24 protein-coding genes are annotated in these 25,588 nt (G+C 69.0%); 11 read left to right on the plus strand and 13 right to left on the minus strand.

Annotated elements, in window-relative coordinates; translation table 11 throughout:
- Nucleotides 1–39: 39 nt before the first annotated feature.
- The 5 genes from tolQ to BA899_RS01920 all read right to left on the minus strand — a co-directional run bounded on the left by tolQ (nucleotide 40) and on the right by BA899_RS01920 (nucleotide 3,733).
- Nucleotides 40–720 carry a protein TolQ gene (gene tolQ / locus BA899_RS01900; protein WP_110882581.1) on the minus strand — a complete coding sequence of 227 codons (681 nt, stop codon included), beginning with the start codon at nucleotides 718–720 and terminating at the stop codon, nucleotides 40–42.
- Between the two features lie 66 nt (nucleotides 721–786).
- On the minus strand, nucleotides 787–1,830 hold the full coding sequence (ruvB, locus tag BA899_RS01905; protein ID WP_110882511.1) for a Holliday junction branch migration DNA helicase RuvB: 1,044 nt from the start codon (nucleotides 1,828–1,830) through the stop codon (nucleotides 787–789).
- 24 nt (nucleotides 1,831–1,854) lie between these two features.
- Complete coding sequence (gene ruvA / locus BA899_RS01910; RefSeq protein ID WP_159299566.1) at nucleotides 1,855–2,460, minus strand: Holliday junction branch migration protein RuvA; 606 nt, start codon at nucleotides 2,458–2,460, stop codon at nucleotides 1,855–1,857.
- Nucleotides 2,457–2,984, minus strand: a complete 528-nt coding sequence (gene ruvC / locus BA899_RS01915) for a crossover junction endodeoxyribonuclease RuvC (RefSeq protein ID WP_159299567.1) — start codon at nucleotides 2,982–2,984, stop codon at nucleotides 2,457–2,459. Before ruvC ends, ruvA begins: the two co-directional genes overlap by 4 nt.
- A 5-nt stretch (nucleotides 2,985–2,989) precedes the next feature.
- The gene (locus BA899_RS01920; RefSeq protein ID WP_144347848.1) at nucleotides 2,990–3,733 is read right to left on the minus strand and encodes a YebC/PmpR family DNA-binding transcriptional regulator; all 744 of its coding nucleotides are present in this window, start codon (nucleotides 3,731–3,733) and stop codon (nucleotides 2,990–2,992) included.
- Between the two features lie 91 nt (nucleotides 3,734–3,824).
- On the opposite strand from BA899_RS01920, the gene pabB reads away from it, so the two are divergent.
- The 4 genes from pabB (at nucleotide 3,825) to phbB (ending at nucleotide 7,711) form a co-directional block, all read left to right on the plus strand.
- Nucleotides 3,825–5,147 carry an aminodeoxychorismate synthase component I gene (gene pabB / locus BA899_RS01925; protein WP_200833029.1) on the plus strand — a complete coding sequence of 441 codons (1,323 nt, stop codon included), beginning with the start codon at nucleotides 3,825–3,827 and terminating at the stop codon, nucleotides 5,145–5,147.
- 45 nt (nucleotides 5,148–5,192) lie between these two features.
- Entirely contained in the window at nucleotides 5,193–6,371 is a 1,179-nt protein-coding gene (locus tag BA899_RS01930; RefSeq protein ID WP_159299568.1) for an acetyl-CoA C-acetyltransferase, read from the plus strand.
- Between the two features lie 18 nt (nucleotides 6,372–6,389).
- Nucleotides 6,390–6,890: a polyhydroxyalkanoate synthesis repressor PhaR gene (gene phaR / locus BA899_RS01935; RefSeq protein ID WP_148121674.1), complete on the plus strand. Its 501-nt coding sequence runs from the start codon at nucleotides 6,390–6,392 to the stop codon at nucleotides 6,888–6,890.
- A gap of 74 nt (nucleotides 6,891–6,964) precedes the next feature.
- Complete coding sequence (phbB, locus tag BA899_RS01940) at nucleotides 6,965–7,711, plus strand: acetoacetyl-CoA reductase (RefSeq protein ID WP_159299569.1); 747 nt, start codon at nucleotides 6,965–6,967, stop codon at nucleotides 7,709–7,711.
- Nucleotides 7,712–7,956: 245 nt separating this feature from the next.
- Here phbB and rbsK read toward each other — a convergent pair whose 3' ends face one another.
- The 4 genes from rbsK to BA899_RS01960 are packed head-to-tail and all read right to left on the minus strand — an operon-like array spanning nucleotide 7,957 to nucleotide 12,162.
- Nucleotides 7,957–8,886, minus strand: a complete 930-nt coding sequence (rbsK, locus tag BA899_RS01945; protein WP_159299570.1) for a ribokinase — start codon at nucleotides 8,884–8,886, stop codon at nucleotides 7,957–7,959.
- Nucleotides 8,887–8,888: 2 nt separating this feature from the next.
- Entirely contained in the window at nucleotides 8,889–9,839 is a 951-nt protein-coding gene (locus BA899_RS01950; RefSeq protein ID WP_159299571.1) for an alpha/beta fold hydrolase, read from the minus strand.
- Between the two features lie 19 nt (nucleotides 9,840–9,858).
- Complete coding sequence (locus tag BA899_RS01955; RefSeq protein WP_148121678.1) at nucleotides 9,859–10,644, minus strand: poly(R)-hydroxyalkanoic acid synthase subunit PhaE; 786 nt, start codon at nucleotides 10,642–10,644, stop codon at nucleotides 9,859–9,861.
- Between the two features lie 51 nt (nucleotides 10,645–10,695).
- A complete protein-coding gene (locus BA899_RS01960) occupies nucleotides 10,696–12,162 on the minus strand; it encodes a M48 family metalloprotease (RefSeq protein ID WP_148121679.1) in 1,467 nt (488 codons plus the stop codon).
- A 96-nt stretch (nucleotides 12,163–12,258) separates the two neighbouring features.
- On the opposite strand from BA899_RS01960, the gene BA899_RS01965 reads away from it, so the two are divergent.
- Nucleotides 12,259–13,359: an AI-2E family transporter gene (locus BA899_RS01965; RefSeq protein WP_144347921.1), complete on the plus strand. Its 1,101-nt coding sequence runs from the start codon at nucleotides 12,259–12,261 to the stop codon at nucleotides 13,357–13,359.
- Here the strand turns inward: BA899_RS01965 and BA899_RS01970 are convergent.
- The 3 genes from BA899_RS01970 to BA899_RS01980 are packed head-to-tail and all read right to left on the minus strand — an operon-like array spanning nucleotide 13,356 to nucleotide 15,663.
- Nucleotides 13,356–14,636, minus strand: coding sequence for a PhoH family protein (locus tag BA899_RS01970; protein WP_159299572.1), 1,281 nt, complete (start codon nucleotides 14,634–14,636; stop codon nucleotides 13,356–13,358). The genes BA899_RS01965 and BA899_RS01970 overlap by 4 nt on opposite strands.
- A gap of 12 nt (nucleotides 14,637–14,648) precedes the next feature.
- Complete coding sequence (locus BA899_RS01975; RefSeq protein WP_159299573.1) at nucleotides 14,649–15,125, minus strand: peroxiredoxin; 477 nt, start codon at nucleotides 15,123–15,125, stop codon at nucleotides 14,649–14,651.
- Between the two features lie 4 nt (nucleotides 15,126–15,129).
- On the minus strand, nucleotides 15,130–15,663 hold the full coding sequence (locus BA899_RS01980; RefSeq protein WP_148121681.1) for a glycine cleavage system protein R: 534 nt from the start codon (nucleotides 15,661–15,663) through the stop codon (nucleotides 15,130–15,132).
- Between the two features lie 139 nt (nucleotides 15,664–15,802).
- Between BA899_RS01980 and dapA the strand changes: the two genes are divergently transcribed.
- From dapA to purL, 3 genes are read left to right on the plus strand one after another with little or no spacing between them, the layout of a single operon-like run.
- On the plus strand, nucleotides 15,803–16,678 hold the full coding sequence (gene dapA, locus BA899_RS01985) for a 4-hydroxy-tetrahydrodipicolinate synthase (RefSeq protein WP_148121682.1): 876 nt from the start codon (nucleotides 15,803–15,805) through the stop codon (nucleotides 16,676–16,678).
- A gap of 8 nt (nucleotides 16,679–16,686) precedes the next feature.
- The gene (gene bamC, locus BA899_RS01990) at nucleotides 16,687–17,262 is read left to right on the plus strand and encodes an outer membrane protein assembly factor BamC (protein ID WP_148121683.1); all 576 of its coding nucleotides are present in this window, start codon (nucleotides 16,687–16,689) and stop codon (nucleotides 17,260–17,262) included.
- A gap of 5 nt (nucleotides 17,263–17,267) precedes the next feature.
- Nucleotides 17,268–21,143 carry a phosphoribosylformylglycinamidine synthase gene (gene purL, locus BA899_RS01995; protein WP_159299574.1) on the plus strand — a complete coding sequence of 1,292 codons (3,876 nt, stop codon included), beginning with the start codon at nucleotides 17,268–17,270 and terminating at the stop codon, nucleotides 21,141–21,143.
- Nucleotides 21,144–21,147: 4 nt separating this feature from the next.
- Here purL and BA899_RS02000 read toward each other — a convergent pair whose 3' ends face one another.
- On the minus strand, nucleotides 21,148–22,029 hold the full coding sequence (locus BA899_RS02000; protein WP_148121685.1) for an ATP-binding protein: 882 nt from the start codon (nucleotides 22,027–22,029) through the stop codon (nucleotides 21,148–21,150).
- A 22-nt stretch (nucleotides 22,030–22,051) separates the two neighbouring features.
- Between BA899_RS02000 and BA899_RS02005 the strand changes: the two genes are divergently transcribed.
- From BA899_RS02005 to BA899_RS02015, 3 genes are all read left to right on the plus strand, one after another.
- A complete protein-coding gene (locus BA899_RS02005; RefSeq protein WP_148121686.1) occupies nucleotides 22,052–22,384 on the plus strand; it encodes a DUF2007 domain-containing protein in 333 nt (110 codons plus the stop codon).
- Nucleotides 22,381–24,285 (plus strand): ABC-F family ATP-binding cassette domain-containing protein, encoded by a 1,905-nt coding sequence (locus BA899_RS02010; RefSeq protein ID WP_144347834.1) that lies wholly within the window; start codon nucleotides 22,381–22,383, stop codon nucleotides 24,283–24,285. The genes BA899_RS02005 and BA899_RS02010 overlap by 4 nt, the downstream gene beginning before the upstream one ends.
- Before the next feature lie 84 nt (nucleotides 24,286–24,369).
- Complete coding sequence (locus tag BA899_RS02015; protein WP_148121687.1) at nucleotides 24,370–25,581, plus strand: ABC transporter substrate-binding protein; 1,212 nt, start codon at nucleotides 24,370–24,372, stop codon at nucleotides 25,579–25,581.
- Nucleotides 25,582–25,588: the final 7 nt, after the last annotated feature.

Below are 25,588 nucleotides of genomic sequence, written 5' to 3' on the forward strand. Positions count from 1 at the left end.
GCTTGCGGCGACTGCGCCGCCGTCGCGCGGGTTGGGGATTCACGATGCGCCGGCCTGCAGGTGGCGCTGGAGAATGCCGGTGAACTCGTCGATGAACATCTCGTAGCGGTTGGTCATCTGCTCGGACTGGTTGGCGAAGCGGTTGTAGGCGATCACCGCCGGGATCGCTGCGAACAGGCCCAGCGCCGTTGCGATCAGGGCCTCGGCAATGCCGGGGGCGACCGTGGCGAGCGTTGCCTGCTGCATGGCGCCCAGGGCGAGGAAGGCGTTCATGATGCCCCAGACCGTCCCGAACAGGCCGATATACGGGCTCGTCGAGCCGACCGTGGCAAGAAACGGCACCGACTGCTCGACACGGTCCATCTCGCGGTTGAGCGCCACTCGCATGGCGCGCTGGGCGGCCTCGATGACGGGCTCGGGCGCGGGGCTCTGGCGGCGCATGCGGCTGAACTCGCGGAACCCGGCACGAAAGATCCGCTCCATACCGCCCGAGTCGATGTCGGGCTGTTCGCTGTTCTGATAGATCTCGGTGAGGTTGCCGCCGGACCAGAAGCTGTCCTCGAACGCCTCCGCGCCGCCGCGGGCGCGGCGCAGCTCCCGGGCCTTGCGGATGATGATCGCCCACGAGCTGATCGAGGCGAGCAGCAGCACCAGCATGACGAGCTGGACGACCAGGCTGGCCTCGGCGATGAGTTGGGTAATGGACAGATCAACGGTCATGGGCATCCCCTGGCAGAATGCCTGAAAACACTAACGACCGGCGGGGAGCGGCGCAAGCGGCCCGGCTCATGAGCGGCGGAACAGCTCGCCGTTGGGGTCATCGATGCGCGGTGGCGCCGGGATGTCCAGATGGGCATAGGCGTTGCGCGTCGCCATGCGGCCCCGCGGCGTGCGATGCACGAAGCCCTGCTGGATCAGGTAGGGCTCGATGACGTCCTCGATGGTGCCGCGTTCTTCGCCAATGGCGGCGGCCAGGCTCTCGACGCCGACGGGGCCCCCGTCGAACTTGTCGATGATCGCGTGCAGCAGGCGCCGGTCCTGGATGTCGAAGCCGCTGTCATCGACCTTGAGCATGTCCATGGCGTCGGCGGCCACGGCGCGGCTGATGCGGCCGTCGGCACGCACCTCGGCGTAATCGCGCACCCGGCGCAGCAGGCGGTTGGCGATGCGCGGGGTGCCCCGCGCCCGGCGCGCGATCTCGGTGGCGCCGTCGGCGGCCATGCTCAGGTTGAGCAGCCCGGCGGAGCGGTTGACGATGGTGGTGAGCTCATCGACTGAGTAGTACTCAAGCCGCTGGACGATGCCGAAGCGGTCGCGCAGGGGCGAGGTCAGCAGCCCCGCGCGGGTGGTTGCCCCCACCAGGGTGAAGGCCGGCAGGTCGAGTTTAATGGAGCGCGCCGCCGGCCCTTCGCCGACGACGATGTCGATCTGCTGGTCCTCCATGGCCGGATAGAGGACTTCTTCGACCACCGCCGAGAGGCGATGGATCTCGTCGACGAACAGGACATCCCCGGGCTCGAGGTTGGTGAGCAGCGCGGCCAGGTCGCCGGGGCGGTCGATGACCGGGCCCGAGGTCTGGCGCAGGTTGACGCCTAGCTCCTGGGCGATGATGTGCGCCAGGGTGGTCTTGCCGAGCCCGGGCGGACCAAACACCAGCACGTGGTCGAGTGCCTCGGCCCGACCGCGGGCGGCGCCGATGAAGATCTCGAGCTGCTCGCGAACGCCCTGCTGGCCGATGTAGTCGGCAAGCCGCCGCGGGCGGATGGCGCGATCCACGGCCTCGTCATCGGGCGCGGCGTTGCTGGCGATAATGCGGTCGTTGTCGATCATGGCGTCCCGGGTCGCTGCCTGGCGCTAGCGTACCGCCTTTTTGAGGGCGGCGCGGATGAGTTGCTCGCTGTCCTCGGCCTCGATCCCCTGCAGCAGCCGCTGGGCCTCCGCGGGTTTGTAGCCCAGCGCCACCAGCGCGGCGCTGGCCTCGGCGCGCGGGTCGTCGGCGCTCGGCGCGGTGCCGGCTCCGGCGATGGCACCGGGCAGGCCGCCCGCCGCGCTGCCCAGTCCATCCAGCCGGTCCTGCATCTCCAGGGTCAGGCGCTCGGCGATCTTCTTACCGATGCCGGGCAGGCGGGTGAGGGTGGCGGTGTCTTTCTGCTCGACGGAGCGGCGGAACTCCTCGGTGCTGATGCCGGAGAGGATCGCCAGGGCCATTTTGGGGCCGACGCCATTGACCCGGATCAGGGCGCGGAACAGGCCGCGCTCGCCCTCGGTGTAAAAGCCATAGAGCACCGGCACCTCGTCGCGCAGCCCCTGATGGATGCGCAGGACCACGGTCTCGCCGCTTGCCGGCAGCTGGTAGATGCTCGACATGGGCAGTTCGATCTCATAGCCCACGCCGCTCACGTCTACCACCACCCAGGGCGGTTGCTTGTCGATCAGCGTGCCGCGCAGCCGCCCGATCATGCCGCACCCCCGGGTGACGAACGCGCCATCTGGCGACGGAACCGGTCATGCTGGGCGTGGCTGAGGGCCACGGCCAGGGCGTCGGCGGCGTCCTCGCGCAGCTCGCCCTGGAGCCCCAGCACGGTCCGCACCATATAGCCCACCTGAGTCTTCTCGGCCCCGCCGCGGCCCACCAGGGCCTGCTTGATGGCGCGGGCGCTGTACTCCGCCACGCTCAGGCCGGCGCCGGCACAGGCGCAGATCGCCGCCCCGCGGGCCTGGCCCAGCTTGAGCGCGGACTGGATGTTGCGGTTGACGAAGACTTCCTCGATGGCGCTTTCCGTGGCGGCATGCTCGGCGATCACCTCAGTGAGCCCGGCGAAGATGGTGTGCAGGCGCTCAGCGAACGCGCCGCTGCCGGCCTGGATCACGCCGCTGGCGATATAGCGGCTGCGCGCCCCGTCCACGGCGATAATGCCGAAGCCGGTGCGCACCGATCCCGGATCGATGCCCAGTATGCGTCGCTCACCGCCCGCCGCCGCCATGCCGGTCAGGCGTCCTCGTAGGCGGCGGCCTGGAGCTCGGCGTTGGTGTAGACGTGCTGGACGTCGTCCAGGTCCTCGAGCCGCTCGATCAGTTTGACCGCCTTGCGGGCGTCATCATCATCGAGCTCGGTGGTGTTCTCGGGGCGCATGGTCACCTCGGCGTCCGCCGGGGTCAGGCCATTGTCCGTCAGGGTGTCGCGCACGGCGGGAAAGTCCTCGGGCGCGGTCAGGACCTCGAACGAACCGTCATCGTTGGCGATGACATCCTCGGCGCCGGCCTCGAGCGCGGCCTCCATCAGGGTGTCCTCGTCGGTGTCCGGCGGAAACAGCATCACGCCGCGCTGCTGGAACATGAACGCGACACAGCCATCGGTCCCCATGTTGCCGTTGTGCTTGTTGAAGGCGTGGCGGATCTCGCCGACCGTGCGGTTGCGGTTGTCGGTCATGCAGTCGGCCATGATGGCGATGCCACCGGGGCCATAGCCCTCGAACCGGGCCTCCTCATAGGCGGTGCCCTCATCATTGCCGGCACCCCGGGCGGCGGCCTTGTCGATCTTGTCCTTGGGCATGTTCACGCCAAGGGCCCGGTCCACGGCAAGGCGCAGGCGCGGGTTGGCATCGGGGTCGTCGCCGCCCTGACGCGCCGCCACCGTGATCTCGCGGATCATTTTGGTGAAGATCTTGCCGCGCTTGGCGTCCTGCGCCTTTTTGCGGTGCTGGATGTTCGCCCACTTGCTGTGACCTGCCATGATCCCCCTCGATTCGGCCGAATGATCGTGTTCACGAGGCGTTCACATTACCATGTCCGCAAACCCGGCACCGATGGCTGGCTGACAACCTGTGACCCAGATCCCCCTTGCGTTTCCGAGCTCGGCACTCATGACCTTCGCGGCGCTGCGCGCGCGCCTGCCGGCACCGGTATGGCTGGATGGCGCCGCCGGCGGGCGCTACAGCGTGATGAGCGCCGCCCCGCGCGGCCAGTTGGTCAGCCGCCACGGGCGCACGCGCTGGCTGCCCGGCGAGGGGGGTGACGGGGACGATCTGGGGACAGCGGATCCGCTGGCGCTGCTGCACGAGTCGCTGGGCCCGAGGGTGGCGGCGAGTGGGCCGTTCGCCGGCGGGGCCATCGGTTATTTCAGCTACGAGCTGGGCCGGCGCCTGCAAGGTCAGACAACGCGCGATGCGGGCATGCCAGAAATGGCGGTGGGGCTGTATGACTGGGCGCTGGTGCTGGACCATCAGCAGCACTGCGCGTGGCTGGCCGGCGATCCCCCGGCGGACGTCGCCGACTGGCTGGCGACCGGGCCCGCGCAGGCCCCCGGCGCCTGGTGGCCCACCGGCGAGCCCGCCGCCACCCCGGACCGCGTGGCCTATGATCGGGCCTTCCGCCGGGTCCGCGACTATCTGCACGCCGGTGACTGCTATCAGGTCAATCTGGCGCGGCGGCTGCAGGCGCCCTTCGACGGTGACCCGCTGGGGGTCTACCGCGATTTCCGCGAGGCGGCCGGCGGCCCCTTCGCCGCCTACCTTGAGCTCGCCGGTGGGCCGATCCTCAGCGGCTCGCCCGAGCGGTTTCTGGAACTGCGCGACGGCTGGGTCAAGACCGCGCCCATCAAGGGCACGCGGGCCCGGGCGGTGGACCCGCGCGCCGATGCGGCACGCCGCGACGAGCTGCTCAGCAGTGCCAAGGACCGCGCCGAAAACCTGATGATCGTCGATCTGCTGCGCAACGACCTGGGTCGGGCCTGTCGCACCGGATCGGTGAGCGTGCCGCGGTTGTTCGCGCTGGAGTCGTTTGTCACGGTGCACCATATGGTGAGCACCGTGGTGGGGCGGCTGCGCGCCGACCGGACGGCCACGGATCTGCTGCGTGACTGTCTGCCGGGCGGATCGATCACCGGTGCGCCCAAATTCCGCGCCATGGAGATCATCGATGAGCTCGAGGGGGAGCCGCGCGGCATCTACTGCGGATCCATCGGCTATCTCGGCGCCGACGGGGCGATGGACACCAGCATCGCGATCCGCACGATGACCGCCCGCGACGGGGTGCTCGACTATCGCGCCGGCGGCGGACTGGTCGTGGATTCGGAGTGCGGCGCCGAATTTGATGAGACTGAATCCAAGGCGGCGGCCTTTCGCCGGCTGCTGGCGGTGGTAGGGTGATCACGAAGGCAATCAAACGAGTCGGTCGAACAGGAGGCAGGAACGATGGAAGATGTGGTGATCGTGGCCGCGGGCCGCAGTGCGGTGGGGTCCTTCGGCGGCACGCTGGCCCCGCTGGGTGCCGCGGATATCGGCACGCAGGTGATCCGCGGCGTGCTCTCGCGGGCGGATATCGACCCCGCGGTGATTGACGAGGTGGTGCTGGGTCAGGTCCTGACCGCGGCCGTTGGCATGAACCCGGCGCGCCAGTCCGCGCTGAATGCCGGACTGCCTGAGACCACTCCGGCAATGACCATCAACAAGGTCTGCGGCAGCGGCCTGAAGGCGACGCACATGGCCGCCCAGGCCATCGCGCTGGAGGATGCCGGCGTGGTTCTCGCCGGCGGTCAGGAGTCGATGAGCCAGGCGCCGCATGCCCTGCCCAACTCGCGCAATGGCCAGCGCATGGGCCCGTGGAAGCTCGAGGACACTATGCTCAAGGATGGCCTCACCGATGTGTTCAACAACTATCACATGGGTGTGACCGCCGAGAATCTCGCCACCGAGTACGGCATCAGCCGCGAGGAGCAGGATGCCTTCGCGGCGCGCTCGCAGCAGCTTGCCGAGGCGGCGCAGAAGGCCGGACGCTTCAACGATGAGATCGTTCCCGTCGAGATCCCCCAGCGCAAGGGCGACTCGGTGGTGTTCGACACCGACGAGTTCCCGCGCCACGGCACCACCGCCGAAGGCCTGGCGAAGATGCGCCCGGCGTTCGCGAAGGACGGGACGGTCACCGCCGGTAACGCCTCGGGCATCAACGACGGCGCCGCCGTGGTGCTGATGATGGGCGAGAGCCGCGCCCGGGCGCTGGGGCTCGAGCCGATTGCCCGCATCAAGGCCTATGCCAACGCCGGTGTCGCGCCGAGTCTGATGGGCAGCGGCCCGATCCCGGCCACGCAGCGCTGCCTCGAGCGGGCCGGCTGGTCCATCGACGACCTCGAGCTGATCGAGTCGAACGAGGCCTTCGCCGCCCAGGCACTGGCGGTCAACAAGGCGCTCGGATGGGATCCGGAGAAGATCAATGTCAACGGCGGCGCGATTGCCATCGGTCATCCGATCGGTGCCTCCGGCGCCCGAATCCTCGTCACGCTGCTCCACGAGATGCGTCGTCGGGATGTCAACCGCGGCCTCGCGACATTGTGCATTGGCGGTGGCCAGGGCGTTGCGCTGGCGGTGGAACGTTAACCCGGGAGGGTGAGACCGATGACGGACAAGCGCCTGATCAAGAAATACCCCAATCGGCGGCTCTACGACACCGCCATCAGCAGCTACGTGACGCTGGAGGACGTCAAGGGGCTGGTGCTCGATGGGGTGGACTTCGAGGTCACCGATGCTAAATCGGGGGCTGATCTGACCCGCACCATCCTGCTGCAGATCATCAGCGAGGAGGAGGAGGGCGGCGAGCCGATCTTCTCCAGCGATCTGCTCGCGCAGATCATCCGTGCCTATGGCGGCAACATGCAGAGCCTGCTCACCAGCTATCTCGAAAAGAGCATGGCCCTGTGGGCCGATCAGCAGAGTGCCCTGCGCGAGCGGGCCCGGACGTTCATGGATGCCAGCAACCCGGTGAGCATGCTCTCGCAGATCACCGAGCAGAACCTGTCGATGTGGCAGCAGGCGATGGACCGGTACCGTCGCGATCAGGCGCCGCCGTCATCCAGCGATGACGAGTCCGCCGGGGACGACCGCGAGGACGAGCGTTGACAGTCTGATCGCTTCGTTTCTATGATGCTCCGCAACATTTTTTGTGCGACGCACAACTGACAAGGAGCATCATCATGACGCAGCGATTGGCACTGGTAACCGGGGGCGCCGGCGGAATCGGCACGGCCATCTGTCGGCAGCTGGCCGCGGATGGCCGGCGGATCGTCACCACCTGTGTGGATCCCGAGGCCGAGGGCATCGAAGCCTGGGTCGAGATGATGCGCGGTGAAGGCATCGAGGCCGACTGGGTCAAATGCGATGTCAGTGACCATGCCGCCTGCGTGGCCATGGCCGACGAGGTGCGCGAGCGCTTCGGGGGCGTCGACATTCTGGTCAACGTCGCCGGCATCACCAGTGACGGCTTCCTGCACAAGATGAGCGCCGATGCCTGGGACAAGGTCATCGACATCAACCTGAGCGGCGTTTTCAACGTCACCCATCAGTTCGTCGCCGGCATGCGCGACCAGGGCTTTGGCCGCGTGGTGAACATCTCGTCGGTCAATGGTCAGACCGGTCAGTTCGGCCAGACCAACTATTCCGCCGCCAAGGCGGGCATGCACGGCTTTACCATGGCCTTGGCCAAGGAGGGCGCGGCCAAGGGCGTGACGGCCAATACGGTTTCGCCCGGGTATGTGAAGACCAGCATGACCGATGCCATGCCCGATAAGGTGCGCGACGCCATCGTCGCCCAGATCCCCGCCGGCGACATGGGCCAGCCCGAGGATATCGCCCGTGCGGTGGGCTTTCTGACGGCGGATGAGGCGGGCTACATTAATGGCGCGAACCTGCCGGTGAACGGCGCGCTGTTCTGTAGCTTTTAATCGAGGGGATGTGTTGCGCTGCAGCACGAGACGCCGAAAAAAGGGGAGACGATGTCTCCCGAGGAAAATGCACCCTCATGACGGGGTGCTTTATCCGTGGCCCCTCCACCTTTTGTGATGCTTGATCATCGGTGGAGTCCGCCGGCTCCTCCTCTTGGCGCTTTATCGTTGTGATTCACGACGTTAATGGGCCGTCTGGCGCAACGCAAGCACTTTCGTTGTTGCGCCGCACGACTGCGATCGCTTCATTCGGCCGCACCGGCGAGCTGGGCGTCCACGGCGGCCCGGTCCGGCAGTGCCGCGGCGGCGCCGGCCCGGGTCACCGACAGGCCCGCGGTGGCACAGGCCCGGCGCGCGGCGGCGGGCAGATCGCGGCCCTCCGCCAGTGCGGCGGCAAGGGCGCCGTTAAAGGCATCGCCGGCGCCGATGGTGTCCACCACTGGCCCGGCATTGATCGCCGGAATCATCCCCTGAAAGGCATCACTGTCGATATACACGCCGCGCTCGCCCAGCGTGATGAGCACGTTGCGCGTGCCCCATTGCCGCAGGGTGGCGGCGGCGCGGGCGACCTGGGCATCGGTTTCAACCGGATGGCCCACGAGTTCGGCGGCCTCCGATTCGTTGGGCGTGAGGTAGTCGATGGCCGAGTAGATCGCCGCCGGCAGTGCGCAGGCCGGCGCCGGGTTGAGGATGACCGGCACGCCTTGGCGCTGCGCCAGACGGATCCCGTGCTCGCTGACCGCCAGGGGCAGTTCGAGCTGGCAGACGAACACGGCCGAGGCGGCGATCGCCGATTCGGCCGCGCTGACATGCCCGGTGGTCAGATGCGCGCACGCACCCGGGTCGATGACGATGGCGTTATCGCCCCGGTCATCATCCACCAGGATGGTGGCCGTGCCGGTGTTGAGCTCGGCATCGGTGCCGACATGGTTCGTGTCGATGCCGACGGATTCGTAGAGGGTGCGGGCGATGGGGGCGAAGGCGTCATCCCCCAGACGCGAGATGAACGTGACCGCCGCGCCCTGCTGAGCGGCGGCGACGGCCTGGTTCGAGCCCTTGCCGCCGGCCATCAGGCGAAAGCCCCGGCCATGCAGGGTTTCGCCCCAGACCGGCAGACGGGTCGTGCGGGTGATCAGATCGGCGCAGAAAAGGCCCAGAACGGTTACACGGGTCATGGTCAGTGGCTCCTCAGCCAGTCGAGTAGGGCGGGGTAGAGCTGCTTGTGCGCGCGTCCCCCGATGAAAAGCCCGAGGTGCCCCCCGGGCAGGCCGTGCTCGGCGCAGTCGCCACCGAGGTGCGCGGCAAGCGCGCGGGCGGTGGCCGGTGGGACCAGATGGTCATCCTCGGCCCAGGCGTTGAACACCGGCGTGTCGATGGCCGCCAGGCGCACCGGCTGGCCGTCGAGGGTGAGCGTATCGCGGATCAGCGCGTTGTTCTGATAGATCTCGCGGGCGAACTCGGCGAACGCCTGGCCGGCCAGATCCGGCCCGTCGTACATCCAGCGCTCCATGCGCAGGAACGCATCGCGTGCCGCCGCATCGGCATCCGCCAGGGCCGCCAGGCCGTTGTAGCGCCGTGGGCCCAGGGCGAATGGCTTGAGGCTGGCGAACACCGTGGCCAGCCCTTCGCCGGTGACATTGCCGGTGGCCGTGACCAGAGCATCAAAGTCGATGCCCCGCGCCAGCCGCGCCAGCGCGTCATCGGCGCTGTCGGTGGCAATGGGCGTGGCCAGGGTGGTCAGGCTGCGGATCTGCCGCGGGCGCAGCGCCGTCTGGCAGAGCGCCAGCACCCCGCCCTGGCACACACCCAGCAGATGCGGGCGCATGGCGTGCCGATCGGCCACCCAGTCGACGGCATCGGTGATGTCACCGAGCACATAGTCGGCCAGCCCCAGATAGCGCCGCGCCGCGCCGGGCGGGTACCAGGCCAGCAGGTACACGCAGAAGCCGCCGGCGAGCAGCCGGGCGATCACCGATCGCTCGGGGCTCAGATCAAGGATCGCCGGGCGGTTGACCAGCGAGTAGATGATCAGCAGGGGCGGATCGTCGGGCGTGCCATAGCGGTGCAGCGTGGCGTTGTCCGTCTCGGTGACGACCGCGCTGGGGGTGATGGGATCGGTCTCGGCCATGGCGGTCGCTGCCCCGGCGCTAGCGGGCCGATTCACCGTCGCCGTGCAGCTGCGCCCGCAGCGCCGCGATCTCGGCCCGCAGTGCCGCGGTCTCGCGGCGCTGGCGGCGGCGCTGGCGCTGCAGCTCGGCCGCCAGGTCGTCCATGCCGCGGGCCGAGGGCAGGCCGAGGCCTTCGAGGAGATCGTCGGCAAGGGCCCGCAGGGTGGTCTGGAGCGCGCTCCAGGCGTTGACCAGTGCGGCGATGCGCCGCTCGGTATCGGGCCGGGCAAGCCAGGCCTCGTAGCGGGGCTCGGCAATGGCGGCCCAGCGCTCGGCCAGCGCGCCAGGGTCCGGCGGCGGGGCGTCGGCGGCGTTGAGCTCGGCGCGCAGGTCGTTCAGACAGGCCTCGGCCAGGTCGGTGACGCCGTCCAGATGATCGGCCAGTGCCGCCTGATAGGTATCGATCTGTTCGCCCAGCGCCCGCAGCTGGTCCTGACGGCGGGGATAGGGGCCCAGACTGGGGGTGTCCGTGGGCCGATGGTCGGGGAATGCCGGGGCGATGGCCTGCAGGGTGGTGGACCACTGCTCGAGCAGCGTATCGAGCTGATCGCCCTGCCGCTGCCGGTATTCGCGCTCGGCGGCAATGGCATCGCCGAGGGCGCGGAGCGCGTCGGCCGGTGTACGGGCCTGCCCCAGCGCGTCGGCACTGCGAATCAGCAGCGCCTGCACGCCCAGCGGATCCGACTGCGGGGAAAACGCCCCCAGCCACGCCGCCCAGTCACCCTGATCGGTGCCGTCCTGCCGCTTTGATCCGTCGCTGACCATGACCCCCTCCGATTGGATGGGAGCATGCTAACACTGCGCCCCGTGGGGTGCTCAGCCGGCGCTGTCGAGCTGTGCCTCCCAGCGGCTGCGCAGCGCATCGGCGCGGGATCGTTGCCCGGCGGTGGCGCTGATGTCGCTGACCCGCCGCAGCTGCGAGAGCCCGGCGCGCAGATCACCCTGCACGGCATAGTGGTGGGCCATCGCCAGTGCCGATTCATCGGGGTCCGAGGCGGCGCTGGCGGCGCGGGCATGCAGCGCCCAGATCCCCGGGGCATCGGGCTGGTCATGGGTCAGGCGGCGGGTGGCGGCCAGCGCGTCCTGGGCCCGATCCGCCTGCAGCAGCGCCTCGATGCGGGTCACCCGCAGGCCGACGCTGTCCGGGAACAGGCTCAGCCCGTCATCGATGCGCCCCAGCGCGGCGTCGGTCCGATCGGCTTCGAGGGCGGCCTCGGCCAGCGCCAGGTACAGCAGGTCATGGGCGCCGGCGTCATCGAGCAGCGCCTCGAGCCGCCGGGTGGCGGCCGCCGGCTGGCCGTCGGCAATCAGTGCCACGGCCCGGCCATAGCGCTGGGGGTGGCTGTCATCCCCCGATTCGATGCGGGCGCGGAAGGCCTCAAGGGCCGCGTCCGGCTGATCCGCGGTGGCTACCTCGACCCGGGCGCGGATGTAGCCAAAATCCGGGCTCTCGAACACCGAGTCGGGCTGCAGATCACGGGCCATCGAGCGCACTTCGGCGATCCGGGCCCGGGTCAGCGGATGGGTGCTCAGAAACGCCGGTGCGCGGCTTCGATAGCGATTGTCGGCCTGCAGCACTTCAAAGAAGTCGGCCATGCCCATGGGCTCGAGGTTGGCCCGGGTCAGGATGCGCATGCCGGTGCGATCCGCCTCGCGTTCGTGATCGCGGGAGTAGGCCAGCTGGCTGTCGATGCCCGATGCCATTCCGGTGGTGACCGCCGCCGCGCCCGCCTGCGGATTCTGCGAGCCGATCACCAGCCCGGCGAGCACCATGGCGGCCGTGCGCAGACTGGTTTGCTCGGCCGCGGCGATGCGCCGGGCGATGTGGCGCTGGGTGACATGGGCCAGCTCATGGGCGATCACCGATCCCAGTTCGCTTTCATTGCGCGCGGCGCTGATCAGGCCGGTATGCACGCCGATGAATCCGCCCGGCATGGCAAAGGCGTTGATGCGCGGGTCGTTGATGACGAAAAACCGGTAGTCGGCCGCCGGGGTGTCGGTGGCGGTGGTGATGCGCGCCCCCAGATCACGGATGTAGGCATTGACCGCGGGGTCGTCCAGCCCGTCCACCTCCCGGCGGATCTCGCGCATCATCTCCTGGCCGATCCGCGCCGCTTCACCCGCCGGCAGCGCCTGGCTGGACGGGTTGCCGAGATCGGGCAGCGACAGGTCGAGGTTGTCGGCCTGCGCCTTCGCCGCCGGTCCCGCCAGCGCCACCGCCGCCGCCAGCGCGAGCGCGCCCAGCGTTACCCGAATGCCCACCGCCAGTGTGTCTCTCATCATGTCTCCATGGACCGATGCCCTGACCGGCACGTTCCACCGTCGCGCCGTTTGTGGGACAGTATAACCCGGCTGCAGGAGGTTGCCTTGTCGACGCCCATGTACCCCATCCGCCAATGGCTCAACCGCCACCTGAGCAATCCGCAGGTGGTGGGACTGACCGTGATACTGCTGATCGGCGTCGCCGTGGTGACGTTTCTGGGCAGCATGCTGGTGCCGGTGTTCGCCTCGATCGTGCTGGCCTATCTGCTTGAGGGCATCGTCCGCACCCTGACCCGCTATCACGTCCCGCGCGGGCCGGCCGTGCTGATCGTCTATCTGCTCTTTCTGCTGTGTCTGGTGGCGGGGCTGCTGGCGCTGCTGCCGACCATCGTCAACCAGGTCATTCAGCTGGTGGAAAACCTCCCGGCCATGCTCGAGCAGGGTCAGCAGGCCCTGCTGCAGCTGCCCGAGCGCTATCCCGCCTACTTTTCGGCCGACCAGGTCGCGGCGCTGCTGGATACCATCCGCCGCGAGGCCATTGGCTACGCCCGCAGCCTGGCCTCGTCGCTGTCGCTGGCCTCGGTGGTGATGGTGGTCACGATCATGGTCTACGCGGTGCTGCTGCCGGTGCTGATCTTCTTTTTCCTGTGGGACAAGTCGCGGATCCTGGGCTGGACGGTGCGCTTTTTGCCGCGCCATTACGGCCTGGTGGCCTCGGTGTGGCACGAGGTGGATCTGCAGATCGGCAACTATGTGCGTGGCAAGTTCGTTGAGGTGGCGATCGTCTGGGTGGGCAGCTACCTGACCTTTCTCGCCCTGGGGCTCGACTTCGCCATGCTGCTGGCGCTGATGGTGGGGCTGTCGGTGATCATCCCCTATGTGGGTGCCATCGTCGTGACCCTGCCCATCGCCATCGTCGCCTATTTCCAGTTCGGGGCGAGCAGCGAGTTCATGTGGGTGCTCATCGCCTACGCCATCATCCAGGCCATCGATGCCAATGTGCTGGTGCCGCTGCTGTTCTCCGAGGCGGTCAACCTGCATCCGGTGGCCATCATCATCGCCATCCTGATCTTTGGTGGCATCTGGGGGTTCTGGGGGGTGTTCTTCGCGATTCCGCTGGCCAATCTCATCCAGGCGGTAATCAATGCCTGGCCGCGGGTCAGCATCGAGGATGAGGACGGCGAAGACGGGGCGGGCGAGGCGGACGCCGCCGGCTAGAGCACGTCGCTGGCGTAGGCGGCGAGGCGCGAGCGCTCGCCGCGGGTCAGGGTCAGATGACTGCCGTGAGGCCAGTCCCGAAAGCGCCGCACGAGATAGGTCAGTCCCGAGGTGGTGGGGGTCAGCCAGGGCGTGTCGATCTGGCCGATGTTGCCGAGGCAGACGATCTTGGTGCCGGGCCCGGCCCGGGTGATCAGCGTGCGCATCTGCTGCGGGGTCAGGTTCTGCGCCTCATCGAGCACCATGAACCGGTTGAGCAGGGTGCGCCCGCGCATGAAATTGAGTGAGCGGATGCGGATACGGCTATGGAGCAGGTCCTGGGTGGCGGCCTGGCCCCAGCGATTGCCGCCACCGGCCCCCCGGGACGGCGCGCTCAGCACCTCGAGGTTGTCCATCAGCGCCCCCATCCACGGTGACATCTTCTCTTCCTCGGTGCCGGGCAGATAGCCGATCTCTTCACCAATGGCCACCGTCGCGCGGGTCATGAGGATTTCATCGTAGCGGTCGGTTTCCAGGGTCTGGGTCAGGCCCGCCGCCAGGGTGAGCAGGGTCTTGCCGGTGCCCGCCGGCCCCAGCAGCGTCACCAGATCGACTTCGGGGTCGAGCAGCAGGTCGAGGGCCAGTGCCTGCTGGCGATTGCGGGCATGAATGCCCCACACTGACTCGCCCCCTGGCCGGTAGTCGACCACCGGCGTTGGCTCGAGCGCGCCGCTGGCGCCGGGCACAAGGCGCCAGGCCTGCTCGTCGCCAAGCAGGAACTCATTGGCCGTGGCCGTCGCGGGGGGCTCGGTGGCGGCCGGGGTGCCGGGCGGCAGGGTGTGCATGCCGTCGGGCAGCAGGTCCGGGTCGTCGAGGCGCGCCTCGCTCTCATGGTCACTGGCCTCGAGCCCCAGCACACTGGCCTGGATGCGCAGGTTGATGTCGCGGGCCACCACCGTGAGCTGCATGTCGGGGTGGGTGCGTGCCAGGGTCTGCGCGGCGGCGAGCACCGGCGGGGCCTGGCCGGCCTCGGTGTCGGTTAGAAAGTAAAGCCGCCCCAGCCCCTCGCCCAGTGGCAGCCCGTCGGCCAGCGACCGGGGGGCGACACCCGCGAGCCGCTCGTCGAGGAAACGGGCCGCCTGCAGGGCGTTGCGCGCCTCCTCACTATTGCCATGGCGCGCGGCATCCAGGCCGTGCAGCACCGCGAGCGGCAGATAGATATCGCGCGACTCGAAACGGAACAGCGCCGCCGGGTCGTGGAGCAGCACGGAGGTGTCGAGCAGGCAGGCTTGATGCATATGCCGGTGTGCCTAGCCGCCGCTGTGGGCGCGCAGGGCCTCGAGGACCGCCTCGGCGTGACCCTCGACGCTCACCTTGCGCCATTCCTCGCGCAGCACGCCCTCGGGGTCGATCAGAAAGGTGCTGCGCTCGATCCCGCGGGCGGGCTTTCCGAACATCATTTTGTCGCGCATGACGCCGAACTGGTTGCAGACGGTTTCATCCTTGTCGCTGAGCAGCACGAACGGGAAGTCGTACTTGGCCCGGAAGTTGGCGAGCGCCCGCGGGCCGTCCCGGGAGATGCCGGCCACCTGCGCGTTGAGGGCGTTGAAGCGCGGGTCGAGGTCGCGGAAGGCCTCGCTTTCCACCGTGCAGCCCGGCGTGCTCGCCTTGGGGAAGAAGTACAGCACCACCCAGCCGCCGCGCTGGTCGGCGAGCCGCCAGGTGTCACCACGGTCGGTGGGCCGTTCGAAATCGGCAACCGGTTGATTGAGCAGGATCTCGGTCATGGCGTCAGTGCCTCAGGGGTTCGATGATGGCGTCGAGGTTGAGCTGGTCGCAGAAGTCCATAAACTCCTCACGCAGCCGCGCGATATGCAGCGAGGCGGCGACGTCGATGGTCATCTGCAGCTGGAACATGGGCGTTCGGGTATGGGCCGCGGCATAGGTGGTCGTGGTCAGGTCGCGGACATTGATCTCGCGACTGGCGAAGAAATGCCCGAGCTGATGGACGATGCCGGCATGATCCACGCAGACCACCTCGACGCTGTAGGGCATGACATTGGCGGTGGGCTGGGGTGGGCGGGTGCGACGCACCTGCACATCCAGGTCCAGCCGGCGGCCGGCGGCGGGCAGCGATGACTCGAGCTTGGCCAGCTCGTTCCAGCGGCCTTCCACCGTCAGGATCATCGCGAAGTCGCCGCCGAGCACGCTCATGCGGCTGTCGCCGATGCTGCAGCCGGTATCGCGGATGAGGGCCGAGACGGCCTCCACCAGCCCGGGGCGGTCTTCGCCCAGGGCGGAAACGACGAGGTAGTTTTTGTGCATGCCGCTGCCCGATACTGCCCGCTTGAAGCCCCGTGATCGAAGCGCCGCAGTGTACCACGTCAGTGCCGCCCGGCGGCTTGTCAGTCCGGGAGTGCGCGGCTAACATCCTCGCATTGTGGCAGCGGCGGGGATTTTGGCGATGTTCCAGGGCAGCATGGTTGCGATGGCAACCCCCATGCACACTGACGGGGCCCTGGACGAGGCAGGCCTCGAGCGGTTGGTGGAGTTTCATATCGATCGGGGCACCGATGCCATCGTCGCGGTGGGCACCACCGGCGAGTCGGCCACCCTCGATCATGATGAGCATCATCATGTCATGCGCCGCACGGTGGAGATCGCCCGCGGCCGGATCACGGTGATGGGTGGCTGCGGCGCCAACAGCACCTGGGAGGCCGAAGCGCTGGCGCGCCGCGCCCTCGAGGTGGGCTGCGCGGCCGCGCTGCTGGTCACCCCCTACTACAACAAGCCCACCCAGGAAGGGCTCTATCAGCACTTCCGGCACATCGCCGACCGGGTGCCGATCCCGCAGATCCTCTACAACGTGCCGGGCCGCACCGGGGTCGATCTGCTGCCCGAGACCGTCGACCGGCTCGCCGACATCCCCAACATCGTCGCCATCAAGGAGGCCTCCGGCAGCCTTGAGCGTGCCGAGGAGGTGATCGAGCGCTGTGGCGATCGCATTGACCTGTACTGCGGCGAGGATGCCCGCAACCTGGCGCTGATGAATGCCGGCGCCCGGGGCTGCGTGTCGGTGACCGCGAATGTCGCCCCGGCGCTGATGCATCAGATGTGCGCGGCGGCGCTGGCCGGCGATCAGCCGCGGGCCGAGGCGCTGGACGCGCGGCTGGCGGCGTTGCATAACGCGCTTTTCCTTGAGACCAATCCCATCCCGGTCAAATGGGCGCTGCACGAAATGGGGCTCATCGAGGACGGCATGCGACTGCCGATGACACCGCTGTCCGCGCCGTATCACGAGACGGTGCGCCAGGCCCTGAAACTGGCGGATGCCCGATGAGGCGGATCATGGCGGGACTGCTGGCGCTGGCGCTGACCGGCTGCGGATTGATGAGTGGCCCCCCGGACGAGGCGGAACGCCGCGCCGAGGCCCTGCGTCAGCCTCCGGACGTGCTGGCCGACGCGCGACCGGCCGCCGGTGACGGGTCGGCCGATGCGGATGCCCGGGCCGATGCCGACGGCCGGGAGGCGGCGACGCCTGAGCGCAGTGCGGTGCGAACGCTGGACGGTCAGCCGGTGCTGGATCTGGGCCTGCCGTTGAACGCGGCCTGGGCGGTGACCGGTCGTGCCATCGATCGGGTGGGTTTTGAGCTGCTGGGCTCCGATCGCGACCGGCATACCCACCGCATCCGCTACGACGGCTCCGTGGCCTCGGAAGTGGAGAATGATGGCGACGCGGGCCTGCTGGACTCGCTGGCGTTCTGGCGTGAAAAGCCCGAAGGCTCGCTGCAGCCGTATGAAGTGGTGGTCACCGAGCGCGGCACGGGGGCCCGCGTGACGGTGCAGGACGACAGCGGCAATCCGGCCGCCCCGGGCGCGGCCCGACAGGTCCTGGCCGTGCTGGCCGAACAGCTCAAGCCCTGAGCCTGATGCAGATCCTGGTCAGTCAAGCCGGTTGGGCGTCGGTGACCGATGCCCGTCAGTGCCAGCGGGCCCGTGCCGCCGAGCCGGTGATACGCGAGCTCTACGCGCTGGCGGTCTATTTCGTTGACACCGAACGGGCCCTGACCGCGGCCGAGGCCGAGCGGCTGGCCACCCTGCTGGATGCCGAGCCGATCGAGGCGGGCGCCGAACCGGTGGAACTGCTGGTGGTGCCGCGCCTGGGCACCCTCTCGCCATGGGCGAGCAAGGCCGGCGATATCGCCGAGCACTGCGGACTGAATGCGGTGGTGCGGCTCGAGCGGGGCCTCGCCTATCGCGCCGTCGATGCCGCCGGCTCGGCGCTGGACCTGCGGCGCCGGCCCGCCCTGCAGGCCGCCCTGCACGACCGCATGACCGAGTCGGTGCTGACCACCCTGGATGACGCCGAGGGCCTGTTCGCGACCCATCCCGCCCGGGCGCTCGAGTGGATCGATGTGCGCGGCGGCGGCGCCGACGCCCTGGCCGCCGCCGACCGCGATCTGGGCCTGGCCCTGTCCGCCGATGAGCGTGACTACCTGCTCGAGAACTATCAGGCCCTGGGGCGCAATCCCACCGACGTCGAGCTGATGATGTTCGCCCAGGCCAATTCCGAGCATTGCCGGCACAAGATTTTCAATGCCGACTGGGTGATCGACGGGGTGGCCATGGACGCATCGCTGTTCGCGATGATCCGCCACACCCACGCCATGCGCCCCGAGGGAGTGCTGTCGGCCTACAGCGACAACGCCGCGGTGATCGAAAGCGCGCCGGTGGATCGCTTCTACCCGGGGCCGGATGGCCATTACCGGCATCACCACGCCCCGGCGCATCTGGTCATGAAGGTCGAGACCCATAATCATCCCACCGCCATCTCGCCGTTCGCCGGCGCCGCCACCGGGGTGGGCGGCGAAATCCGCGACGAGGCGGCCACCGGCCGGGGCGCCCGCACCAAGGCGGGTCTGGCGGGGTTTTCGGTGTCCAATCTGCGCATTCCGGGGGCGGAACAGCCCTGGGAGGTGGACCATGGGCGGCCGGCGCGTCTGGCCTCGGCGCTTGAAATCATGCTGGACGGGCCCATCGGTGCGGCGCGCTACGGCAACGAGTTCGGCCGCCCGCAGCTGTGTGGCTACTTCCGCAGCTACGAGCAGGCCCAGCCCGGGCCGGACGGCGACGAGGTCCGGGGCTATCACAAGCCGGTGATGATCGCCGGCGGCATGGGGGCCATCGCCCCCGAGCAGGTGGACAAGGGCATCGCCCCCGAGGGATCGCCGCTGGTGGTGCTGGGCGGCCCGGCCATGCTGATCGGCTTGGGGGGCGGCGCGGCGTCGTCGGTGGCGAGCGGCGAGAGCGCCGAGGCACTGGATTTTGCCTCGGTGCAGCGCAGCAACCCCGAAATGGAGCGGCGCTGCCAGGAGGTGATCGATGCCTGCTGGCGGCTGGGTGAAGCCAACCCGATCATCGCCGTGCACGACGTCGGCGCCGGGGGCCTGTCCAACGCGCTGCCCGAGTTGATGGACGACTCCGACCGCGGCGGGCGGCTCGAGCTGCGCACCATCCCCTGCGCCGAGGCCGGGCTGTCGCCGCTGGAGATCTGGTGCAACGAGGCCCAGGAGCGCTATGTGCTGGCGCTGGATGCCGCGCGTCTCGAGACCTTTCAGGCCATCTGCGAGCGCGAGCGGGCCCCGTTCGCCCAGGTGGGCGAGGCCACCGACGAGCGCCAGCTGGTGCTGGGGGACGCCGAGTTTGACAGTACCCCGGTGGATATCCCCATGGATCTGCTGCTGGGCAAACCGCCCAAGATGCGCCGCGTGGTGGAACGCCGCGCCCCGGTGCGCCGGGCGTTGCAGCTGGACGGGGTGAGCATCCGCGAGGCCGCCCACCGCGTGCTGCGCCTGCCCACGGTGGCGAGTAAGGAATTCCTGATCACCATCGCCGATCGCAGCGTGACCGGACTGACCGCACGCGATCAGATGGTGGGGCCCTGGCAGGTGCCGGTGGCCGATTACGGCCTGACGCTGGGGGATTATCAGGGCTATCGCGGCGAGGCCATGGCGATGGGCGAGCGCAGCCCCGTGGCGCTGCTGGACGCGCCGGCGTCGGGCCGGATGGCCATCGCCGAGGCGCTGACCAACCTGATGGGCGCCGGCGTCGGGCGGCTGCGCGCGGTCAACCTGTCGGCGAACTGGATGGCGGCCTGTGATCACCCGGGCGAGGCGGCCCGCCTCTACGACACCGTGGCGGCGGTGGGCCGCGAGCTCTGCCCGCAGCTCGGCATCGCCATTCCGGTGGGCAAGGATTCGTTGTCCATGAAGACCGTCTGGCCCGCTGAGGGCGGCGAACGGTCGGTGACCTCGCCGCTCACCCTGGTGGTGTCGGCGTTTGCGCCGGTGGCGGATGCGCGTCAGGCGCTGACCCCGCAGCTCGCCACCGATCCTGGCAGCCACCTGTATCTGCTGGATCTGGGTGGCGGCCGTCGGCTGGGTGGCTCGGCGCTGGCGCAGGTTTACGGCCAGATCGGCGATCAACCCGCCGACCTGGATGACCCGGATGCCCTCGCGGCCGGCTTCGACACCGTCCAGGATCTGATGGGCGCCGGGCGGCTGCAGGCACTGCATGACGTCTCGGACGGCGGCCTGCTGGTGACGCTGGCCGAGATGGGCTTCGCCGCACGCACCGGCCTGGCGGTGGATGTCTCGATGCTGGGGGATGACCCCATGGCCGCCGTGTTTGCCGAGGAACCGGGCGTGGTGCTGCAGGTGCTCGATGCCGACCGCCCGGCGGTGGAGGCGGCGTTCGAGGCGGCGGGGCTGGGCGCGCGGGTGCATCGCATCGGCCGCCCGGCCGCCGGCGGGCATCTGCTGATCCGCCATCATGGCGCGGTGGTGCTGGACGAATCGCTGGCTGATCTTGAACAGGTCTGGCACGAGACCAGCCACCATCTGCAGGCGCTGCGCGATGACCCGGACTGCGCCGACGAGGCCCATGCGGCCATCGCCGAGCGCGATGATCCGGGGCTGCGCGCGCAGCTAAGCTTTGATCCGGCCGAGGCGGTGGCCCCGGCGGTGCAGCGCGGCGCCGCGCCGCGCGTGGCGGTGCTCCGCGAACAGGGGGTGAACAGCCACATCGAAATGGCGGCGGCCTTCGAGCGCGCCGGCTTTGAACCGGTCGATCTGCACACCACCGATCTGATGGCCGACCCCGAGCGGCTCGCCGACTGCCAGGCACTGGTGGCCTGTGGCGGTTTCTCCTACGGCGATGTGCTGGGTGCCGGCCAGGGCTGGGCGCGCACGATCCTCTATAACGAGCGGCTGCGGGATGCCTTTGCCGGCTTTTTCGCGCGCCCCGACACCCTGGCGCTGGGGGTGTGCAACGGCTGCCAGATGCTCTCGGCATTGCGCGGGATCATCCCCGGCACGGCGCAGTGGCCGGATTTTCGCGGCAATCGCTCGCGCCAGTACGAGGCGCGCCTCGCGCAGGTCGAGGTGTTGCCGTCCCCCTCACTCATGCTGGGCGACATGGCCGGCTCGACCCTGCCTATCGTGGTGGCCCATGGCGAGGGCCGGGCGGTGTTCGACAACGCCGGGGGTGCTGCCGCGGCGGCGGGTCTGGTGGGGCTGCGCTATGTGGATGCCCGGGGCGGACCGGCCGTGCGCTATCCCGCCAATCCCAACGGCTCGCCGGACGGGATCACCGGGCTGTGCAATGCCGATGGCCGGGTGACGATCATGATGCCGCATCCTGAGCGGGTGTTCCGCTCGATCCAGCATTCGTGGTGTCCGGCGCCCTGGGGTGAGGATGGCGCCTGGATGCGGCTGTTCCGCAACGCCCGGCGGGCGCTCGACTGAACGCCTAACCGCCGGGTGGCGCAAGCCCGCGGGCGCCCACCCAGTCGCGGGCGAACTGCCAGGCCACCCGACCACTGCGCGAGCCGCGGGCCCGCGCAAAGCGCAGCGCATCGGCCCGCCAGGCCTCGGGCTCGGGGGCCGGCGCCGGGTGCAGGCGCCCGACCCACAGCGCGCAGATATCCAGATAGCGGTTCTGGTCAAAGGGCTGGAATGACAGCCACAGACCGAAACGCTCGGACAGGGAAATCTTTTCTTCCACGGCCTCGCCGGGATGGATCTCGCCGTCCACCGGCCGCGCCTGTTCATTCTCGGAGAAGTATTCGGGCAGCAGGTGACGCCGGTTTGAGGTGGCGTAGATGACCAGATTGTCGGGCGGTGCCGCCACCGAACCGTCGAGCGCCGCCTTGAGCGCCTTGTAGCTGGGATCGTCGGCCTCGAATGAGAGATCGTCGCAGAACAGGATGAAGCGCTCGGGCCGGCCGTCGAGGGCGGCGATGATCCGCGGCAGGGCGATCAGGTCGGCGGGCTGCACCTCGACCAGACGCAGGCCCTGCGCGGCGTACTCATTGAGCAGCGCCTTGATGAGTGACGACTTGCCCGTCCCCCGGGCGCCGGAGAGCAGGACATTGTTGGCCGGCAGCCCGGCGAGGAACTGCCGGGTGTTGCGCTCGGCGGCGTCGCGGGCACGCTCGATATGCTGCAGCGCATCGAGGCGGATGGGGTGACGGTGGGCCACCGGCTCGAACCCGCCGCCGCGCGGGCCCTCCACCCAGCGCGCCGCGACCTGATCGGACCAGTCGATGGCCGCGGTCCGCGCGGGCAGCAGCGGCTCGAGCCGGTCGAGCAGGGCATCGATTCGGTCGGCCAATGAGTCCAGTCGATCCATGCCCCTATGTTAGCCTCTCGCAATGGAAAAGGAAGCGGGCAATCTCAAGCGCGTCTACGTCGTCGCCGACCCGCTGATCGCCGGCCACATCGAAACAATCCTCAGCGAGCGCGGTATTCACTGCTTTGTGCGCAACCGGTTTCTGACCGGGGCGGCGGGCGAGGTGCCGCCGCTGGAGGCATGGCCGGAGGTCTGGGTGCCCGCCGAGGACGAGGCCGTCGCCCGGCGTCTGATCGATGAAGTGATCGGACCGCCGGACGCGCCCGTGGGTGAAGACTGGCAATGCCCCGACTGCGGCGAAGTCATCGAGGGGCAGTTCGCCGAATGCTGGCGCTGCGGAGGGCGCCCGGAATGATTCAGCTGCGCGACATCACCCTTCGACTCGGGCCCGACCCCTTGCTCGAGGACGCCCGCCTGACCGTGCACGCCGGCCGCAAACTGGGGCTGGTCGGGGCCAACGGCACCGGCAAGTCGACCCTGTTCGCGCTGCTGCGTGGCGAACTGTCAGTGGACGCCGGCGAGGTGTCCATCCCCAATGACTGGCGGATGGCCTGGATGGCGCAGGAGACCCCGGGCGTGCCGCGGCCCGCCATCGAGTACGTGCTGGATGGTGACTCGGCCCTGCGCGCCGCCGAGGCCGAGGTCGAGGCCGCCGAGGCCAGTGGCGATGGCGAGCGCATCGCCTATGCCCATGCCGACTTCGGCGCCGCCGAGGGTTATGACGCCCGCGCCCGGGCGGGCATGCTGCTGCACGGCCTGGGGTTTGATCCGGCGGTCCAGGAGCGGCCGGTGAGCGAGTTCTCCGGCGGCTGGCGGGTGCGCCTCAACCTGGCCCGGGCGTTGATGGCGCCGTCGGATCTGCTGCTGCTCGACGAGCCCACCAACCACCTCGACCTCGAGACCGTGATCTGGCTCGAGCAGTGGCTGCAGAGCTATACCGGCACACTGATCCTGATCGCCCATGACCGGGACTTTCTGGACGCCGTGGCCGAGGGGATCGTCCAGATCGAGCATCGCCGCCTGCACCAGTACACCGGGGGCTACAGCGCCTTCGAGCGTCAGCGCGCCGAGCGCCTCGCCCAGCAGCAGGCCCTCTACGAGCGCCAGCAGCGCGAGATCGCGCACATGGAGCAGTTCATCGACCGGTTTCGGGCCAAGGCCACCAAGGCACGCGCCGCGCAGAGCCGCATCAAGGCGCTGGAGCGCATGGAAACCGTGGCCCCGGCGCATGTCGACTCACCCTTCCACTTTCAGTTTCCGCCCGCTCCGGATGCCGGTAATCCGCTGATCGGGTTCGAGGATCTGAGCCTCGGATACGCTGGCGCGCCGATTCTCAGTGGCCTGCGCCAGACCCTGGCGCCGGGTGATCGCATCGGCCTGCTGGGCCGCAATGGCGCCGGCAAGTCGACCCTGATCCGCGCGCTGGCGGGTGATCTGGAACCGCTGGGCGGCCGCATTCAGCGGGCCCGCAATCTGGCGGTGGGGTATTTCGCCCAGCATCAGCTCGAGCAGCTGGATGCCGAGGCAAGCCCGGTGGTCCATCTCCAGCGACTCTCACCCAATGCCGATCCGCAGAAGCTGCGGAGTTTTCTGGGCGGTTTCGACTTCCGCGGCGATCAGGCGCTTGACCCGGTGGCGCCTTTCTCGGGCGGCGAAAAGGCCCGGCTGGTGCTGGCCATGCTGGTCTGGCAGGCGCCCAATCTGTTGCTGCTCGACGAGCCCACCAACCATCTGGATCTGGAAATGCGCCATGCCCTCAATGTGGCGCTGCAGGCCTTCGAAGGGGCGGTGGTGGTGGTCTCCCATGATCGCAGCCTGCTCGAGAGCACCGTGGCGGACTACTGGCTGGTGGCGGACGGCACGGTGCGCGACTTCAAGGGCGATCTCAACGATTATCGGCGCTGGCTGGCGCAGCAGGAGCGGGACAGCCGCCGTGCCGCCCGCGCTCCGACCGCTGCGCCAGCCGCCGCCCCGGCAAAGCCGGCCCGCGACGAGGCCCGTCTGCGGCCGCTGGAAAAGCGCGTGCGCGCCGCCGAGACCGCCTTCGAGGCGGTGGATGCACGGCTGGAAGCCATTGACGCCCAACTCGCCGACCCGGCGCTCTACGCCGAGGGAGCCGAGGCGAGACTCCAGTCCCTGCTGGACGAGCAGCGTCGCGAACAGGCCGAGAAGACGCGGGCCGAGGCCGAGTGGATGGCCGCCGAGGAAGCCCTGGAGGCCGCGCGGGACGGCGCGGATGCCGATCAGACGGCCTGATCGGGTGCCACTTTGCCTCGACGGCCGGGCCTGCGTATTCTCGACGTCGTAACCATTCTGCAACCATTCAGCGGAGTCTGTGACATGAGCATCAATGGCAAGCTAGCAGGGGCGCTGGGCGCCCTGTCCCTGGCCGTCGCCGCCGGCGGCGCCCAGGCCGAACTCAAGGTCGGGGCGCTGTTGCCGCTGACCGGCGATCTCCAGGCCTATGGCGAGAGTTCGCGCAACGGCATCAACCTGGCCGCCGAAGAGATCAACGCCGCGGGCGGTGTGCTGGGCGAGCCCATGACCATCGAGATCGCCGACACCCAGACCGAACCGCAGTCGGGCGTCGATGCCGCCCAGCGGCTGGTCTCGGTGCAGGGGGTTTCGGCGATCGTCGGTGCCCTGTCGAGCGGTGTCACCATTCCGGTGGCCAGCAGTGTCTCGGCGGTGGAAGGCGTGCCGCAGATCTCCGGGGCCTCGACCTCGCCGGTGATGACCGATCTCGATGACAACGACTTCCTGTTCCGCACCACGCCCTCGGACGCCTTCCAGGGCACGGCGCTGGCCGAAGTGGCCGGCGATGAGGGCATGGACAGCGTCGCCATCATGTACATCAACAATGACTATGGCGAAGGCCTGGCCGATGCCTTCACCGACTCGTTCGAGGCCGCCGGCGGAGAGGTCGTGGGCACTTCCGCCTATGAACCGGGCCTCGCTTCTTATCGCGGCGAGCTGAGTCAGGTCTCGGATGGCGAGTCACCGCTGCTGCTGATCGGCTATCCCGAAAACGGTCAGACCATCCTGCGCCAGGCGCTCGAGGGCGGTCATTTCCGCGACTTCCTGTTCACCGATGGCATGAAGTCGCCGCAGATCGTGGAGAACCTGGGCGCGCAGTACCTGAACGGCAGTGCCGGGACCGTGCCACAGGCCCGCGATGACACGGACGCCGCGCAGCACTTCACCGAGGCCTACGAGGCCAGCTTTGGCGAGCTGCCGCCGGTGCCCTACATCGACACCGCTTATGATGCCGTCTACACCATCGCCCTGGCCGCGGTGGCGGCCGACAGCACCGATCCGGTGGCCATCCGCGATCATCTGCGGGCGGTGAACGATCCGGACGGCGAGCCGGTGGGCCCGGGTGACTTCGCCGAGGCCGCCGAGCTGCTCGGCAATGGCCAGGCGGTCAACTACGAGGGGGCTTCCGGCAGCGTCAACTACGACGACAATGGCGATGTGGCGGGCACCTTCGCCCATTGGGAGATCGAGGACGGCGAGTATGTGACCGTCCGGGTGTTCGAGCCCTCGATGTAAAAGAGCC

Source organism: Spiribacter sp. SSL99 (assembly GCF_009805925.1).
Taxonomy (GTDB): domain Bacteria; phylum Pseudomonadota; class Gammaproteobacteria; order Nitrococcales; family Nitrococcaceae; genus Spiribacter; species Spiribacter roseus.